The organism is Limosilactobacillus pontis DSM 8475, from assembly GCF_001435345.1.
Classification (GTDB): domain Bacteria; phylum Bacillota; class Bacilli; order Lactobacillales; family Lactobacillaceae; genus Limosilactobacillus; species Limosilactobacillus pontis.
This window is the reverse complement of record NZ_AZGO01000037.1, coordinates 29,810-44,590: the sequence shown is the minus strand read 5'-3', so window position 1 is coordinate 44,590 and position 14,781 is coordinate 29,810. Positions and strand designations below refer to the sequence as shown.

Genomic DNA, 14,781 nt, shown 5'->3' with positions numbered 1-14,781 from the left:
TAATTATGAACAAGGTAGTTAAAAAGACAATTGTGGGGACCGCCGCCCTGACGGTTTCCCTCATGCTGGCGGCCTGTGGTCAGCAGAGCAGCACGGCCAGCTCGCCGTCGAGCAGTTCGTCTTCTAAGGCCCGCTCCGCAGAAAACGAATCAACCAAGGCATACCGGTCAGCTAACCGCCTGATTCGCAACCATGACTACCAGGGTGCTTATGATAAGTTGAACGCCGTCAACAGCCGTTCCGGCCAGGCCGACAAGTTGAATACGGACCTGCAGAACTACATCAGTGCTAAGTCCGCCTATGACAGCGGCGACTACGACCAAGCCGCCAGTAATCTGAAGAATCTGAAGTCGACGAGCCCGGCCATGCGAGATGCTTACGCTGACTTGCAGAACAAGATTACGAGCGCCAAGAAGAACAGTTACAGCACGAGTAGCTCTAGCAAGCACAGCAGTTCGGCCACGACGTCCAGCAACAGCAGTCAGCGTGGCACAGCTGCTAACCAGGCCGTGGACAGTCAGGCCAGTGACCAGGTTGTCGATCAGTTTGCCAACAAGATGGGCTTCACCGGTGAAAAGGGGTATGAGATCATCCCAACCGCTAAGAACGGTAATCTCTACCGGTTTGAGGTTCGGCAGAATAACCAGGACAACACGGTTGCCAGCATGATTGGAATCTACCAATACAATGGCCAAACCGGTGCGGTAACGAAGCTGCAATAACGAATGGTCCGGTAGCAGTGATGCATGCCGGACCCTTTTGAGTATGGGGAGGCGGACTTTGATGTGCACCGTAATGACAATTGACCAGCAGCACCTGCTGGGGCGGACGATGGACTTTCCGCCACGGACGCCCTGGCACCTGACATACTTGCCGCGGGGTTACCAGTGGCGGGCAGCCCAGATGACCACCACCCATAGTAACAGCCGGGCTCTGCTCGGTGGGATGCGAGTTGTCGATGGCCACTGCCTGGTCGGCGACGCGGTCAACGATGCTGGCCTGGCCGGGGCCGAACTCTTCTTCCCAGTGGCGGCCGACTACCCAACCACCGTCCGACCGGGGACGCAGGGGTTGACGCCCCAGGACTTCATCATGTGGGCCCTGGGTAACCACGCCACGGTCCGGGAGCTGGCGGCCGACCTTGATCGGGTGACGGTGATTGATGCCCGCTGGTACGACGGCCAGCGCTACCCCTTTCACTGGCTGCTGATGGATCAAACGGGGACCTACGTGATCGAGCCGCTGGGCGACCGTCTCCATGTTCGTGCTAACCCCCTAGCGGTCTTTACCAACACTCCGGCCCTTGATGATCAGTTGGCGCGCCTGGCCACCTACCTGGAGCAACCGGTTACCGCCACGGTAACTCAGCTAGCACAGGCGATTGCGACCAGCAATAAGTCGCTGCCAACGGGTGGTAACTCGGTTCAGCGGTTCATCCAGGCGGCCTGCTGCCGGTGGGGACGGACCCCACGGGATGTAGCCGACTTGCTGGCTTTTCTGCGACTGGTAACGGTGCCCCACACCCCGGCCCACGCGCACAACTACACCCACTACCAGGCGGTGATTGACATTGCTGACCAGCGTTATGATTTCCACGACCTGCATTCTGGGGTGGTGGTCAGCTGGTGCCTGACGAAATTAATGATGGAATCGCCAACCACACCGCGGCGGTTTGAATAGTAATAAAAACAAGCGATCGGCTTTTGGCCCGGTCGCTTGTTTAGTTAGGTGAAGATTTCAATGGTTACTCCTGACCAAGGACATACTTGTCGACGGCCTCGGCAACTCCGTCATGGTTGTTATCGGCAACGGTCACGTCGGCCACTGCCAGGGTCGCAGGGATCGAGTTGCCCATCGCCACACCGATCCCGGCAAACTCGATCATCGAGTTGTCGTTTTGGGCGTTGCCCAGGGCCATCACCTCGTCCTGCTTGATGCCCAGCTGTTCGCTGAGGGTCTTCAGGGTCTTACCCTTGCTGGCGTCCGGGTGCATGAATTCCAGGTAGAAGTCCTCACTGCGGACAATCGAGAAGCGGTCACGCAGGTCCTGGGGCAGGTCGGCCAGAGCACGGTCGATCTTGTCCTTGGTGTCAACCATCATTGCCTTAGCGATGATGTATTGGTCACGCTCGCGGGCCATCTGATCCATCGACCGGTAGCGAACCGGCATGCTGACCAACTCGGACTCATAGATGGTGTAGTAGCTGAGGTCCTGGTTGGTGGTGTAGATATAGTCCCGGGTTTCAATCTGGGAGTGGATACCCTCCTTGAGACAGTAGTTCACCCAGTCGGCGTAGTCATTGAAGGCGATGCTGTGGTCGACGATGACGTTACCACTGGTTGACTGGGCGAGGCCACCGTTAAAGCTGACCACGTACTCGTCATCCTTGTTGGCGACCCCGAGCTGTTCCAGGTAGGCCTCGACCCCGGTCATTGGCCGTCCGGTGCAAAGGACTACCTTAACCCCGGCCGCGCTGGCCTTCTTGAGGGCCGCCACCGTCTTGGGGGTGATCTGCCGCTGGTCGTTGATCAGGGTGCCGTCGATATCAATTGCGATTAGTTTGATTGCCATTACTTATTCTCCTTTGGTTTAATAATGTGATTGTTCTGGATATAGTGTTGGAACTGCTCGTAGATTGGCTCAAAGATCTCGAGATCCTCATGTCCCTGCAGCATTTCCTTAGGGAAGAAGAAGCGTTGGTCACCGGCTTCCCGGCCCGAGACGCTGGCTACCAGTGTGCTGACCTGGGAGAGCTCGATGAACTCGCCGTTGGGTTGGACCAATTCAATCTGGGTCTGCGGCTTGGAGGCCTTCGGGTTGTAAGTATCGTAGGGCAGTTTGAAGCTATCGTTGACGGCCGTGTAGTAGCGCTCGTCGAAACCGGCCGTCTGAATCAGGTTGCGCAGGGTCGGCAAGAGGTTGGCTGTTTGCTGGTCGTAGATCGCCGACTTGAAGGGCCGCCGGTTAAGAAAGCGGTCGGCCAGGTCATTTAAGACGTCGTCGCTGGAGTGAGTCCAGTGGTTGAAGTAGGTGGTCAGTACCCCGTCATCGAGGGCCAGGTAGTCGTCGAGGGTGAAACGCTTGTTGAAAAATGGCATCAGCATGTAGGGGGTGAACTCCGGCGCAAATTCGTTGGGGTGTTCGTAGATGTGCTTGGCCCTCATCAGGAGGTGGTCTAAGATGACCTCCATTGCCCGGGAAACCGGGTGGAAGTAAACCTGAAGATACATCTGTAACCGGGAGATGATGTAGTCTTCGACGGCGTGCATCCCCGAAATCTCAAAGGCAATCCCGTCCTTGACTGGCCGCATGACGTGGAGGACCCGGTCAAGGTCGAACTTGCCGTAGTTGGTTCCGGTGTAGTAGGAATCCCGCTGGAGATAATCCATCCGGTCGGCATCAACCTGGCTGGAGATCATCTGGACGACCTGCTGATTTGGGTAGGTATGGTCGATCACGCTAGCTACCTGGTGAGGGAAATCGGGGGCGACCCGGCGGAGGATCTTATTGATGTTAGTCTCCGGGCTAGTGATCAGCTGGCGGGTGATCTGCTCATGGTTGGTGTGGAAGATGTGCTCAAAGGTGTGTGAGTAGGGGCCGTGACCGAGATCATGGAGTAGGGCTGCACAGAGGGCCACGGGCCGTTGACTGTCGTCCCACAGGCCGTCACCGGGATGCTGGCTCGGGTAGTTGCGCTGGAAGTTGTTGCACATCTGCCGGGTGATTTCGTAGACCCCCAGGCAGTGACCGAAACGGGAGTGCTCGGCCCCGTGGAAGGTAAACGACGAAGTCCCCAGCTGCTTGATCCGGCGCAGTCGTTGAAACTCTGGTGTGTTGATCAGGTCCATGATGATCTGATTATCAACGATGATTTGCCCGTGAATTGGGTCACGGAAGACCTTTTCCCGGGGGAGCTTCTCCGCATTAAAACGTTCAAAGTGTTCCACGTGAATCACCCCTTGTGCAGTCGTTCCTGGAGCCTCGTCATTGCCACTAGTTCGTCGTTGGCCAGCTTGATGAAGGATGGCGACCAGGTGAGCTGGTGGAAATTGTCCTGGCCATGGTCGGGGAAGACATTGAGCAGTCGCTGCTTGGTATCTTCGACGGTCAGTGGCTGGTGGAGAAGGTCCGCCAGGGTGGTCATTGCGGTCGGCCAGATGTCGGGGAAGTGCCACTTGTTGGCGACACCTTGGAGACCCCGGCTGTAGAAGTCGCGGATGAGTTCGCCCCGGCCTAACTGGTTACCATTGACACTCAGGTAGAGCATGACCACGACTTCGCTGGCGTTACGGCGCTGAGAGATGCCACCGATCTTCTGCCGGTTAACGCTCAGGTCAAAGCTACCGGGGCAGTAAGAGTGGGTGATCTCACCGGTCTCAATGGTCAGCTCTGGGAAGGCGGCGGCAACGACCTCCTCCATCCGCTGGTAGGCCGCATCGATAGTCAGCTGGTGATCCTCAAGGTGCCAGGGGAAGAAGAGGGAGAAGTTCAGGACGCCACCGTCGCTGACGACGGCCAGGCCGCCGGAGTTACGCATGAAGTAGTGCTGCTGGTGGTCATAAAGGAAGCTCAGGGCAGCATTGAGGTGGGGCAGGCGTTGGTCCTTGAGACCGAGGATGACTGAGTCCTCAAGCGTCCAGAAGTGGAGCAGGGGGGCCGGCAGTTCTTCGCTTAACCGCAGGAGGGCGTTGGTATAGGCAAATGAGGTTAGGTTGTTGGCCGGCTGCAGGGGCTGGTCGAAGTATTCAACGTGTTGTTGGGTAAAATTTTGCATAGGCTAACTTCTTTTCTTTAATATTATGTACAGTCTATTATACTAAATGTGACGGATAAATATCAGCATTCGAGAAAGAAGGGATCATGATCAAGAAAAAGGTACCAGTAAAAGTCAGCCTGAAGACGACCATGGAACAGGATGGCCAGCAAGAGACGTTTGCGTTTGAAGAGGACGGCGAGTTCATCGCCTTAAACGACAAGTACTACTTGCGCTACCTGGAGCACCAGAATGGTCAGACCACCCCGGTGCAGTTTCGCCTTAATGATGGGGAGGTTCATATCCATCGGCAGGGGGCCACGGAGACCTGGCTGGTGTTTGACCCCAGCCAGCCGACCATTACCCGCTACCGGACGGCATACGGGATAATGCAGCTGCAGGTAGTCACCAGTCGTTTGGAGTGGGAACTGGATCCGGCCGTTCCCGCGGGCCGGCTCTCCCTGAGCTATCGGCTGCGGGGCGGTGGCCAGGAGATTGGAAGTTACCAAATTGAATTGCATTTTACGGCCTAGTATTGTAAGATGTAGTTTAGACTTTTTGAAGGGATGTGCACCAATTTGGATTTAAAGGTTTTTGACGGCCAAGACAAATCAGAGCTTTCAATGATTGAAGTGGCACACGCTATTTTGGCTGATCACGGTGAGGCAATGGCGTTTGTTGACTTAACCAACGAGATTCAGCAATACTTGGGTAAGAGTGACGAGGAAATCCGTGAACGGCTTGCCCAATTCTATACTGATTTGAACATTGACGGCAGTTTTATTTCCCTTGGTGACAATACCTGGGGCCTGCGGGCATGGTACCCATACGAGTCCATCGACGAAGCCACGGTTGGTGAAAACGAGGACGACGAGGACCGGCCAAAGAAGAAGCGCCGTAAGGTTAACGCCTTCTTGGCAGACTCTGACGATGACGACGATGTGATCGACTACGATAACGACGATCCCGAGGATGAGGATCTCGATGACACCGACGATGACAATAATGATGACGACGCCGACAACGACGACTACAGTGACGATGATGATGACCTGGATGATGGTATCGAAGGTCAACTCTCCGAACTGCATGACGAAGACGATGATGATGACGAGGACGACGAATAAAATCTGGCAGTGATTGCTTGACTATTGGCCGTGGACCTTGTATTATCTTACTTGGGCGCCTGTATTACAGGCCAATCGTTCGTAAATAATAAAGCTCCCTGTTTCAGCTGAAATAGGGAGCTTTTTATTTATTGAACCCGCTCAAATATCTTAAAGGGAGTAAGAAAGCGCAATGACGAAATACATTTTTGTAACCGGTGGGGTTGTTTCATCACTAGGAAAAGGGATTGTTGCCGCATCCCTTGGTCGCCTACTGAAGAACCGGGGCTTAAAAGTGGCCATTCAGAAGTTTGACCCATACATCAACGTTGACCCGGGGACGATGAGTCCATACCAACACGGGGAAGTCTTCGTCACCGATGACGGGACGGAGACCGACCTGGACCTCGGTCACTACGAACGATTCATCGATAACGACTTGAATAAGTATTCCAACGTCACTACGGGGAAGATCTACTCCGAAGTGCTGAAGAAGGAACGGCGGGGTGACTACCTCGGGCGGACCGTTCAGGTGATTCCGCACATCACCAACGCCATCAAGGACAAGATCAAGCGGGCCGGTGAAAGTAAGGATGCCGAGGTGGTCATCACCGAGATCGGGGGGACCGTTGGTGACATCGAGTCTCAGCCGTTCATGGAAGCCATCCGGCAGATGAAGGAAGAGGTTGGTGCTGATAACGTCTTGTACATCCACACGACCCTGGTACCATACCTGCGGGCTGCTGGTGAGATGAAGACCAAGCCAACCCAGCACAGTGTTCGCGAGCTACGCGGGCTCGGGATCCAGCCGAATATCCTGGTCGTCCGGACTGAGAAGCCGATCACTGAGGAGATGCGCAACAAGATTGCCCTCTTCTGTGACGTGGACCCGAAGGCGGTAATCGAATCCTTGGACGTCAACACCCTCTATGAGATTCCGCTGAACCTTCAAAAGCAGGGGATGGACCAGTTGGTTGTTGACCACTTCGGCCTGGACGTGCCGGTGGCCGACATGCATGACTGGACGAACATGGTTGACCACATTGAAAACGGCCTGACTAAGACGGTCAAGATCGCCATGGTCGGCAAGTACACCGACCTTCAGGATGCCTACATCTCCGTCAATGAGGCCCTGCGCCACGCCGGCTACCCGGTTGACGCCAAGGTCAAGATCGACCACTTCAACGCCGAACACATCAACGAAGATAACGTGGCCGATACCCTGAAGGACTACGACGGGATCCTGGTTCCGGGGGGCTTCGGTAACCGGGGTGTCGAAGGGATGATCACCGCGATTAAGTACGCCCGAGAAAACGACGTGCCATACTTGGGGATCTGCCTGGGGATGCAGACCGCCTGCATTGAGTTTGCCCGGGATGTCTTGGGCTACAAGGATGCTAACTCAACCGAGTTTGACCCGAACACCGAGCACAACATCATTGACCTGATGGCTGACCAGGAAGACGTTGAAAACATGGGTGGAACCCAGCGGCTAGGCGCCTACCCATGCAAGCTGAAGGCCGGGACGGTAGCAGCTGCAGCTTACGACAACCAGTCGATGATCAGTGAACGACACCGTCACCGTTACGAATTCAATAATGCCTACCGTCAAGAGATAGAGGACCACGGCCTGGTTATCTCCGGGGTCAACCCGGACCGCAACCTGGTCGAGGTCGTTGAGCTGCCAGATAAGAAGTTCTTCGTGGCTGCCCAATACCACCCAGAATTCAAGTCGCGGCCGAACCATCCTGAGGGTCTGTTCAAGGCCTTTGTCAAGGCGGCCGTGGAAAACCACGAGGCCTAACACTAACAATAACTAAATAGGGGGAGCAAGACTGTGATTGAGGTCTTGTTCCCCCTTAATCATTCCCCGGGGAATTATAATGATTCTAAGCGAAAATCGCTGGTGAATTGCGCAAACTAAGAATTAATAAGAGCATGCTTTTAATTTTCTTAAGATTATTTAGAAAAGGTTGTAATTTAGTAAACATTTCATTATCATTACAGTTGACTGTTTTCTAAGTAAAATAATCACTAACTAATTTTAAAAATAAAACCTAAAAAAACGAATTAAATCTTTTAAGCGAGGAAACACAGAAATGAAAAGAATGATCATTCAAGGAGGAAACCGACTTTCGGGTGAAGTCACCATCGGCGGTGCTAAGAACAGTACCGTTGCCTTAATCCCAGCAGCAATCTTAGCCGACACACCAGTGCAATTTGATACCGTGCCGGATATCTTGGATGTTCACAATTTGATGATTATCTTAAAGTCGATGAATGTTAAGTCTAAGTTCAACCATGGGGTCTTAGACATTGACCCGACCCAAATTGTGGAAGCCGAGTTACCGAGCAAGGCGATCAAGAGCCTGCGGGCCTCTTACTATTTCATGGGTGCGTTACTGGGCCGCTTCCACCGGGCAACCCTGACCTTTCCCGGCGGTGACAACATCGGGCCGCGGCCAATCGACCAGCACCTCAAGGCCTTCAAGGCGATGGGTGCTGAGGTCAGTGAGGATGGCGGGACCGTCCACCTTGATGCCACTAAAAATGGCCTGCATGGGGCCCGGGTCTTCCTGGACATGGTCTCCGTTGGGGCCACGATCAACGCCATCCTGGCGGCTGTTCGTGCTGACGGGACCACGATTATTGAAAATGCGGCCCGTGAACCGGAAATCATTGACTTGGCAACCTTCCTCAACAACATGGGGGCCAAGGTCCGTGGTGCGGGAACCGGGACCATCCGGATTACTGGGGTAAACACCCTACAGTCGATGAATACCCACACGATCATTGCCGACCGGATTGAGACGGGTACCTACCTGTCACTGGCGGCGGCCATGGGTGATGGCGTCATGATTCATAATGTGATTCCTGAACACCTGGAGTCCTTCACCAATAAGATGATCGAGATGGGGGTCGACCTGCAGATTGATAGTGACAAGATCTATGTACCTAAGGTGACCCACCTCAAGGGGATCCACGTCAAGACCCTGCCATTCCCAGGCTTTGCCACTGACCTCCAGCAACCACTGACGCCACTGCTTTCCCTGGCTGAGGGGGATAGCATGATCGTGGATACGATCTACCCAAAGCGGGTTAAGCACGTTACCCAATTACAAAAGATGGGTATGAACATCGAAGCCCATGACGGGACGATCATCATTAAGCATACCGAACAACTTCATGGGGCCAACGTCGAGGCTGGTGAAATCCGGGCCGGGGCGGCCCTTACCATCGCTGGTTTGATGGCGGATGGTACAACAGTGATCAACAACGCCGGCAACATCCTGCGGGGTTATGACCGAATTGTCTGGAAACTGAACCGGCTGCACGCCAACGTGGCAATCGAGGACGATACATCGGTAAAAATCGACTAGGCGGTTGCACGCGGCAGTGATCCGTGTTATCCTGTTAGGGTTGATTATCTATGTTTCAGGCAATGATTCATGGCAAAAGGAGCGTATTAAATTATGAAACAAGGAATTCATCCAGATTACCACCCAGTAGTATTTGAAGACTCATCTACTGGTTACAAGTTCATTTCTGGTTCTACTGCTACTTCTAAGGAAACGGTCAAGTGGGAAGACGGTAACGAATACCCACTGATCCGGGTTGAAGTTACTTCCGACTCTCACCCATTCTACACTGGTAAGCAAAAGTTTACCCAAGCCGATGGTGCGGTCGACAAGTTCAACAAGAAGTACGGTCTCAAGTAATCTTACTTGCTTGTTACCAACTAAAGCGTCCTGCGTTTGCGGGGCGCTTTTTCTACTTTAAACGATGGATGATGGCGGTATAATCAGTAAAAGAACTTCGAGAAACAAGGTGGTTAAATGCAGTCCAAAGTTGTCAACATGCTTGTCCGTTTCAACCAGCATTCCTTTATCCAGGCCGTCCGCCAGACCCTAGTGGTGCTCTTCCCGGTGACCCTAATCGGGGCCCTGGCCCAGCTGGTGGTCAAGAGCTGTCTGGATGCCAACGGTTTCTTTTACAACATCTTCGGTATCGGTAGCTGGCTCCCCTTGACCTGGCTGAAGACCCTCCAGTTTGTCTTCACCAGCGTCACCCAGATCTTCTTTAACCTCCTGGGAGTACTAGCTTGCTTCATCTGTGCCTATAACACGGCCCGATTTTACCGTAGGGATGCGCAGATGGCTGGCTTGACCGGTGTTTTCGCCCTCCTGCTGGTGGCCTATCGCTATGGAAAGAATCCCCAGGTAGCACTTGACTTCCACATGACCCTACTCAGTGGGAAGAGTCTGCTTTTCGCCCTCCTGATCGGCTACGGAGTTGGTCAGCTTTACCGGTGGAAGGGGCCGGGAGAGCTGATGGTGAAGAAGATCACCTGGCTGGATGTTCGCCGTCAGGCCTTTGCCTCCCTGTGGCCCTTATTGATCACCACCTTACTAGCGATGCTGGTGTCTTTGGCGATCAACTCGGGGCGTTTCTACCATGCGTATTCCCACACCTATACGGCCCTCACCAGTGCCAGCCAGGAACTACGGAACGTGTGGCTGGCCCTATTGTTGTCACTGGTCCTGGCCGTGATGGACTGGATAGGGCTCGGGGTTCCATCCAGTTATAACATGCCGTTGAACACGCCCGCCTACATGGCCAACCTAAACTACGCCTTGGTCCACGGCAGCGCCTGGCACGTACCCTACAAGTTTTTGGGTAGTACCCTTTATAATTCATTTGCCAACTTTGGTGGGGACGGGTTGGTTCTGGCCTTGGTGGTGGCGATCCTGCTCTTCCCGGGTAACACTAGTCTGCACCGCGTGGGACGCTGGACGGCCCTACCAACGCTCTTTAACTTTGACTACAGCTCCCTGGTTGGCTTGCCGGTGATCCTAAACCCGGTCTTTCTCCTGCCCTTCTTGTTCCTGCCCTTGATCAACATCGGGATTGCGGCTGGGGTGACAGCCCTAGGACTGATCCCAGCAACCCCGTATCCGGTGCTGTTAGGGACACCGGGCCCGTTGATCGGGTTCGTGGCCACCAACGGAAATTGGGCTACGTTAATCTTCACGCTGGCCCTCCTGCTTTTGGACATCGTCTTATACCTCCCCTTTGTCCGCTTGAATTTTCGGGTTGAGGATCAGCTGGGACGGGCCACATTAGGTGGTGAAGACGATGCATAATTTACGAAAACAGCTGACCCGGCGAAGTCGCCACGTATTGTTGGCCCTCATCGGCTTGATCGTAATCCTGGCCTTGCCAACCTACTTTTGGATGAAGAGCGCCAACGCCAACCTGGCTGCCCAACGAAACTCCCGGATGTCACCGGTGATCATGATCCCAGGGAGTTCTGCGACGATGAACCGTTTCAACCAGCTGGTCGAGATATTAAACAAGCGGACTGCCAAGAAGCACAGCCTGTTACGACTTGAGGTCGAAAACAACGGTAAGATTAAGTCAACTGGCTGGATCAACCGCGGCGATACGGAACCGATCATCGTGGTCGGCTTCCAGAATAACCATGACGGCTACCAGAACATCAAGAAACAGGCCAAGATGTTCAACCGTGCGTTTGCCCTGCTGAGCGACAAGTATAACTTCAACAATTTTAAGGCCTTCGGGCACTCCAACGGGGGCTTGATCTGGACCTTGTGGTTAGAAAAGTACTACCACCAGTACAGCGATCAGATCACGATCACGCGTCTAATGACCCTGGGGACGCCCTATAACTTTGCCGAAACCTCGATCAACCAGCCTACTCAGATGTTTCATGACCTGGTCAAGGGGCGTAAGAAGATCCCCAAGACCCTCGACGTCTATTCAGTCGCCGGGACCGAGAGCTATGACTCCGACGGCCTGGTCCCCGAGCAGAGTGTGGAGGCCGGTAAGTATATCTACCAGAAACAGGTTAACCACTACACCACGATGACGGTCACCGGGAGTAAGGCCCAGCACTCGGGCCTGCCGCAGAACAAGCAGATTGTCAACCTGATCAGCCACTACCTGCTGGACAACGAGCAGGGGCCTAAACCCGGTCCCAACAATCCAAATAATAGTGGCAGCTAGGCAGGGAGTGTATACTAAGAAATAGTAGTGATACGAGGAGGAGAAAAAGTGAAGAAACAGCAACGTTCACGCGGTTGGCTCCGCTGGGTCGCCATTGTCATCCTGCTGGTGGTGTCGGTCTGCCTGATCTTCAACCAGCAGATCAAGGAACACCTGGTGGGCAGTTACCGACCAACGATCACCAGGCAGTCGATCAAGCAAGACCGGCAGAAGAAGGCCACTTATAACTTCAACGACGTTAAGGACCTGAACTTCCAGACGGTCGCCCAGGCCCGGGCTAAGAAGCAGCCGATTAACATCATTGGTGAGATCACTGTACCGGCCATCGACATGACCCTGCCGATTGCCAACGGGGTCAACAACACGACCCTGGCGTTGGCCACTGGGACCATGCGCCCGGATATGCAGATGGGGCAGGGTAACTACGCCCTGGCGGGTCACAACATGGCCAACGGGAGTAAGATTTTATTCTCGCCGCTTTACTACCACGCCAAGGTTGGTCAGATGGTTTATATCACCGACCTTGACCGGGTTTACGAGTACCGGATCAGCCAGCGGCAGTTTATCGACGCCACCGACGTCCAGGTGGTCAATAACACGCCGCAAAAGATTATCACCCTGATCACCTGCGATGCCACGGGGGCCCGGCGGCTGATGATCCGCGGTGATTTCGTCAAGTCGGAGCCGTTCAAGCAGGCGCCGACGAAGGTCCAAAAGAACTTCAGTACCAAGTACACGACCGGGCGCGCGTCGTGAGGACGTCCGCACCGTTGTCTTAAATGAAAAGCCATCCCCAACTAAAGCCGGTTTGTACGGTTGGTTGGGGATGGCTTTTTCTTATTTGAGTTGTTTTTTGATGATATCAAGCCAGTAGGGGAGGGCGACCTTCAGGCTCTGGTAGGTGTCCTCAAAGCGGTGGGTATACCAGGGATCGGGAATCTCGGCATCCGCCTTGCCCGGTACCGGTTCGTTGGCCAAGCTGATCTTGTTGACGTCGGTCACTGGGGCAACCCGGCGCAGGTTGTAAAGGTTCATGTTGTCCATGCAGATGATGTAGTCCGCCCAGGCGAAGTCACGACTGGTGATCGGTCGGGAGACTAGCCCCGCAGTTGGCAGCTGGTGGCGCTGCATGACTTCTAGAGCGCCGGGGTGGGGGCCGTTACCCTCCTCTTCACTACTAGTGGCGGCGGAATCGACGTGGACCTGATCACTGAGCCCGTCTTCGGTAACCATCTGTTTGAACATCGCCTCGGCCATCGGTGACCGGCAGATGTTACCCAGGCAGACAAATAATACGTTCATAACTAACACCTCACTTTAGTACTACCATTATCATACCGGAAGTTGTAAGGATTTGCTAAAGGGGTGCACCAATTAATTCCCTTGCCTGGGGCAATTTGGTAAAATAGAAACAAACTAAACTGAAGGAGGAAGAAAGATGACACTGATTATTGTGATTGTGGTCATCGCGATCATTGTCGGGATCTACGTGGCCCTCTACAACAGTCTGGTCCAGCTCCGGGTTCACGCCCAGGAGTCGTGGAGCCAGATCGACGTTCAGTTGCAGCGGCGAAACGACCTGATCCCCAACCTGGTCTCCACCGTCAAGGGCTACAGCAAGTACGAGGCTTCAACCCTGGAGAAGGTTACCCAGCTGCGGACAGCCCTTAACAACGTGCCTGATGATGACCGGGCCCAGAAGATGGAAGTCTCCAACCAGCTTTCCGGGACGCTGAAGACCCTGTTTGCCGTTTCTGAAAACTACCCGGACCTGAAGGCGAGCACCGAGTACCAACAGCTGATGGAGGAGCTGAGCAACACCGAAAACAAGATTGCCTACGCCCGTCAGCTCTACAACTCCACGGTGGCTGCCCTAGATGCCAAGATTCAGAGCTTCCCGAGCAATATCATCGCCAAGATCCATCACTTCACGACGATGGACTACCTGCAGGTTCCAGAGACGGCTAAGGAAGTTCCCCACGTTTCCTTTGATGATTAGGGTGATTTAGATGCTATACCAACAGATTGCACGCAATAAGCGTAAAACCATCCTGGTGATGTTTGGTTTCTTCCTACTGGTGGCCCTGATCGGGGCGGCAATCGGCTACCTCTTCGCCCGGTCCGCGGTGGCCGGAATCATCATCGCCGGGGTGATTGCTGTCATCTACATGTCGGTGATGATCGGTCAGTCGACCGACGTGGTGATGAACGTGAACAACGCCCGCGAGATCCATTCGGCTAGTGAGGCCCCGGAGCTCTGGCACGTGGTCGAGGATATGGCGATGGTGGCCCAGGTACCGATGCCCCGGGTCTTCATCATTGATGACCCTAGTCCCAATGCCTTTGCGACTGGAAACGACCCCCAGCACGCGGCGGTGGCGGCTACCACGGGCCTCCTCCAGATGATGAATAGGGAGGAGCTGGAAGGGGTGATGGGCCATGAGATGAGCCACGTCCGCAACTATGACATCCGCCTGCAGACGATTGCCCTGGCTCTTTCTGCGGCGATCTCCGTGTTGGTGAACTTTGCCGGTAATTTCTGGTGGTTCGGTGGACGGGGCAACGACCGGGACGACAACAGTGCCGGTGGTATCTTTGCTGTCTTCGGCTCGATTCTCCTGATTATCCTGGCCCCGCTGGCGGCGACGATCGCCCAGATGGCCCTGTCACGGAACCGGGAGTATCTGGCGGATGCCGGTTCAGTTGAACTGACCCGGAATCCACATGGCATGATTGCGGCCCTGGAGAAACTCAAGGGGGCCCAACCGATGAAGGCGGCTGATCCAAACAGTTCAGCCCTCTACATCAGTGACCCCGAGCGTAACGCCAAGTACCGGCGATTTGCCCACCTCTTTGACACCCACCCGCCGCTGGACGACCGGATCAAGCGGCTG

16 protein-coding genes are annotated in these 14,781 nt (G+C 54.4%); 12 read left to right on the top strand and 4 right to left on the bottom strand.

Annotated elements, in window-relative coordinates; genetic code table 11:
* Positions 1-5: 5 nt before the first annotated feature.
* The gene (locus tag FD34_RS02400; RefSeq protein ID WP_057806461.1) at positions 6-722 is read left to right on the top strand and encodes a hypothetical protein; all 717 of its coding nucleotides are present in this window, start codon (positions 6-8) and stop codon (positions 720-722) included.
* 61 nt (positions 723-783) lie between these two features.
* A complete protein-coding gene (locus FD34_RS02395) occupies positions 784-1,680 on the top strand; it encodes a linear amide C-N hydrolase (RefSeq protein ID WP_057806454.1) in 897 nt (298 codons plus the stop codon).
* Positions 1,681-1,744: 64 nt separating this feature from the next.
* Here FD34_RS02395 and yidA read toward each other — a convergent pair whose 3' ends face one another.
* The 3 genes from yidA to FD34_RS02380 are packed head-to-tail and all read right to left on the bottom strand — an operon-like array spanning position 1,745 to position 4,775.
* Positions 1,745-2,572 carry a sugar-phosphatase gene (gene yidA, locus FD34_RS02390; protein WP_057806450.1) on the bottom strand — a complete coding sequence of 276 codons (828 nt, stop codon included), beginning with the start codon at positions 2,570-2,572 and terminating at the stop codon, positions 1,745-1,747.
* Complete coding sequence (locus FD34_RS02385; protein ID WP_057806446.1) at positions 2,572-3,948, bottom strand: HD domain-containing protein; 1,377 nt, start codon at positions 3,946-3,948, stop codon at positions 2,572-2,574. Before FD34_RS02385 ends, yidA begins: the two co-directional genes overlap by 1 nt.
* Positions 3,949-3,953: 5 nt before the next feature.
* Complete coding sequence (locus FD34_RS02380) at positions 3,954-4,775, bottom strand: lipoate--protein ligase family protein (RefSeq protein WP_057806444.1); 822 nt, start codon at positions 4,773-4,775, stop codon at positions 3,954-3,956.
* Between the two features lie 86 nt (positions 4,776-4,861).
* Between FD34_RS02380 and FD34_RS02375 the strand changes: the two genes are divergently transcribed.
* The 8 genes from FD34_RS02375 (at position 4,862) to FD34_RS02340 (ending at position 12,643) form a co-directional block, all read left to right on the top strand.
* A complete protein-coding gene (locus tag FD34_RS02375) occupies positions 4,862-5,287 on the top strand; it encodes a YwiB family protein (protein WP_191980194.1) in 426 nt (141 codons plus the stop codon).
* 45 nt (positions 5,288-5,332) lie between these two features.
* Positions 5,333-5,881, top strand: a complete 549-nt coding sequence (gene rpoE / locus FD34_RS02370) for a DNA-directed RNA polymerase subunit delta (protein WP_191980193.1) — start codon at positions 5,333-5,335, stop codon at positions 5,879-5,881.
* A gap of 172 nt (positions 5,882-6,053) precedes the next feature.
* Positions 6,054-7,664, top strand: coding sequence for a CTP synthase (locus FD34_RS02365; protein ID WP_057806440.1), 1,611 nt, complete (start codon positions 6,054-6,056; stop codon positions 7,662-7,664).
* 295 nt (positions 7,665-7,959) lie between these two features.
* Entirely contained in the window at positions 7,960-9,240 is a 1,281-nt protein-coding gene (locus FD34_RS02360; protein ID WP_057806439.1) for a UDP-N-acetylglucosamine 1-carboxyvinyltransferase, read from the top strand.
* A gap of 93 nt (positions 9,241-9,333) precedes the next feature.
* On the top strand, positions 9,334-9,579 hold the full coding sequence (locus tag FD34_RS02355; protein ID WP_057806437.1) for a type B 50S ribosomal protein L31: 246 nt from the start codon (positions 9,334-9,336) through the stop codon (positions 9,577-9,579).
* Positions 9,580-9,696: 117 nt separating this feature from the next.
* Positions 9,697-11,004, top strand: coding sequence for a PTS transporter subunit EIIC (locus FD34_RS02350; RefSeq protein ID WP_057806435.1), 1,308 nt, complete (start codon positions 9,697-9,699; stop codon positions 11,002-11,004).
* Positions 10,997-11,887, top strand: coding sequence for an alpha/beta hydrolase (locus tag FD34_RS02345; RefSeq protein ID WP_057806433.1), 891 nt, complete (start codon positions 10,997-10,999; stop codon positions 11,885-11,887). Before FD34_RS02350 ends, FD34_RS02345 begins: the two co-directional genes overlap by 8 nt.
* Before the next feature lie 48 nt (positions 11,888-11,935).
* Entirely contained in the window at positions 11,936-12,643 is a 708-nt protein-coding gene (locus FD34_RS02340) for a class A sortase (protein WP_057806431.1), read from the top strand.
* Positions 12,644-12,724: 81 nt separating this feature from the next.
* On the opposite strand, the gene FD34_RS02335 is transcribed toward FD34_RS02340, so the two are convergent.
* Complete coding sequence (locus tag FD34_RS02335; RefSeq protein WP_057806430.1) at positions 12,725-13,189, bottom strand: low molecular weight protein-tyrosine-phosphatase; 465 nt, start codon at positions 13,187-13,189, stop codon at positions 12,725-12,727.
* A 136-nt stretch (positions 13,190-13,325) separates the two neighbouring features.
* Here FD34_RS02335 and FD34_RS02330 point away from each other — a divergent pair, with 136 nt between their 5' ends.
* Both FD34_RS02330 and htpX read left to right on the top strand, forming a co-directional pair.
* A complete protein-coding gene (locus tag FD34_RS02330) occupies positions 13,326-13,886 on the top strand; it encodes a LemA family protein (protein WP_057806428.1) in 561 nt (186 codons plus the stop codon).
* Positions 13,887-13,896: 10 nt separating this feature from the next.
* Positions 13,897-14,781 (top strand): zinc metalloprotease HtpX (gene htpX, locus FD34_RS02325; RefSeq protein WP_057806426.1); only part of this gene is annotated, 885 nt, incomplete at its 3' end.

Excerpts from the sequence above, each read along its gene's own strand:
- FD34_RS02400 (WP_057806461.1), top strand. The coding sequence starts at position 6 with ATGAACAAGGTAGTTAAAAAGACAATTGTGGGGACCGCCGCCCTGACG.
- FD34_RS02395 (WP_057806454.1), top strand. The coding sequence starts at position 784 with ATGTGCACCGTAATGACAATTGACCAGCAGCACCTGCTGGGGCGGACG.
- yidA (WP_057806450.1), bottom strand. The coding sequence starts at position 2,572 with ATGGCAATCAAACTAATCGCAATTGATATCGACGGCACCCTGATCAAC.
- FD34_RS02380 (WP_057806444.1), bottom strand. The coding sequence starts at position 4,775 with ATGCAAAATTTTACCCAACAACACGTTGAATACTTCGACCAGCCCCTG.
- FD34_RS02375 (WP_191980194.1), top strand. The coding sequence starts at position 4,862 with ATGATCAAGAAAAAGGTACCAGTAAAAGTCAGCCTGAAGACGACCATG.
- FD34_RS02365 (WP_057806440.1), top strand. The coding sequence starts at position 6,054 with ATGACGAAATACATTTTTGTAACCGGTGGGGTTGTTTCATCACTAGGA.
- FD34_RS02360 (WP_057806439.1), top strand. The coding sequence starts at position 7,960 with ATGAAAAGAATGATCATTCAAGGAGGAAACCGACTTTCGGGTGAAGTC.
- FD34_RS02355 (WP_057806437.1), top strand. The coding sequence starts at position 9,334 with ATGAAACAAGGAATTCATCCAGATTACCACCCAGTAGTATTTGAAGAC.
- FD34_RS02350 (WP_057806435.1), top strand. The coding sequence starts at position 9,697 with ATGCAGTCCAAAGTTGTCAACATGCTTGTCCGTTTCAACCAGCATTCC.
- FD34_RS02345 (WP_057806433.1), top strand. The coding sequence starts at position 10,997 with ATGCATAATTTACGAAAACAGCTGACCCGGCGAAGTCGCCACGTATTG.
- FD34_RS02335 (WP_057806430.1), bottom strand. The coding sequence starts at position 13,189 with ATGAACGTATTATTTGTCTGCCTGGGTAACATCTGCCGGTCACCGATG.
- FD34_RS02330 (WP_057806428.1), top strand. The coding sequence starts at position 13,326 with ATGACACTGATTATTGTGATTGTGGTCATCGCGATCATTGTCGGGATC.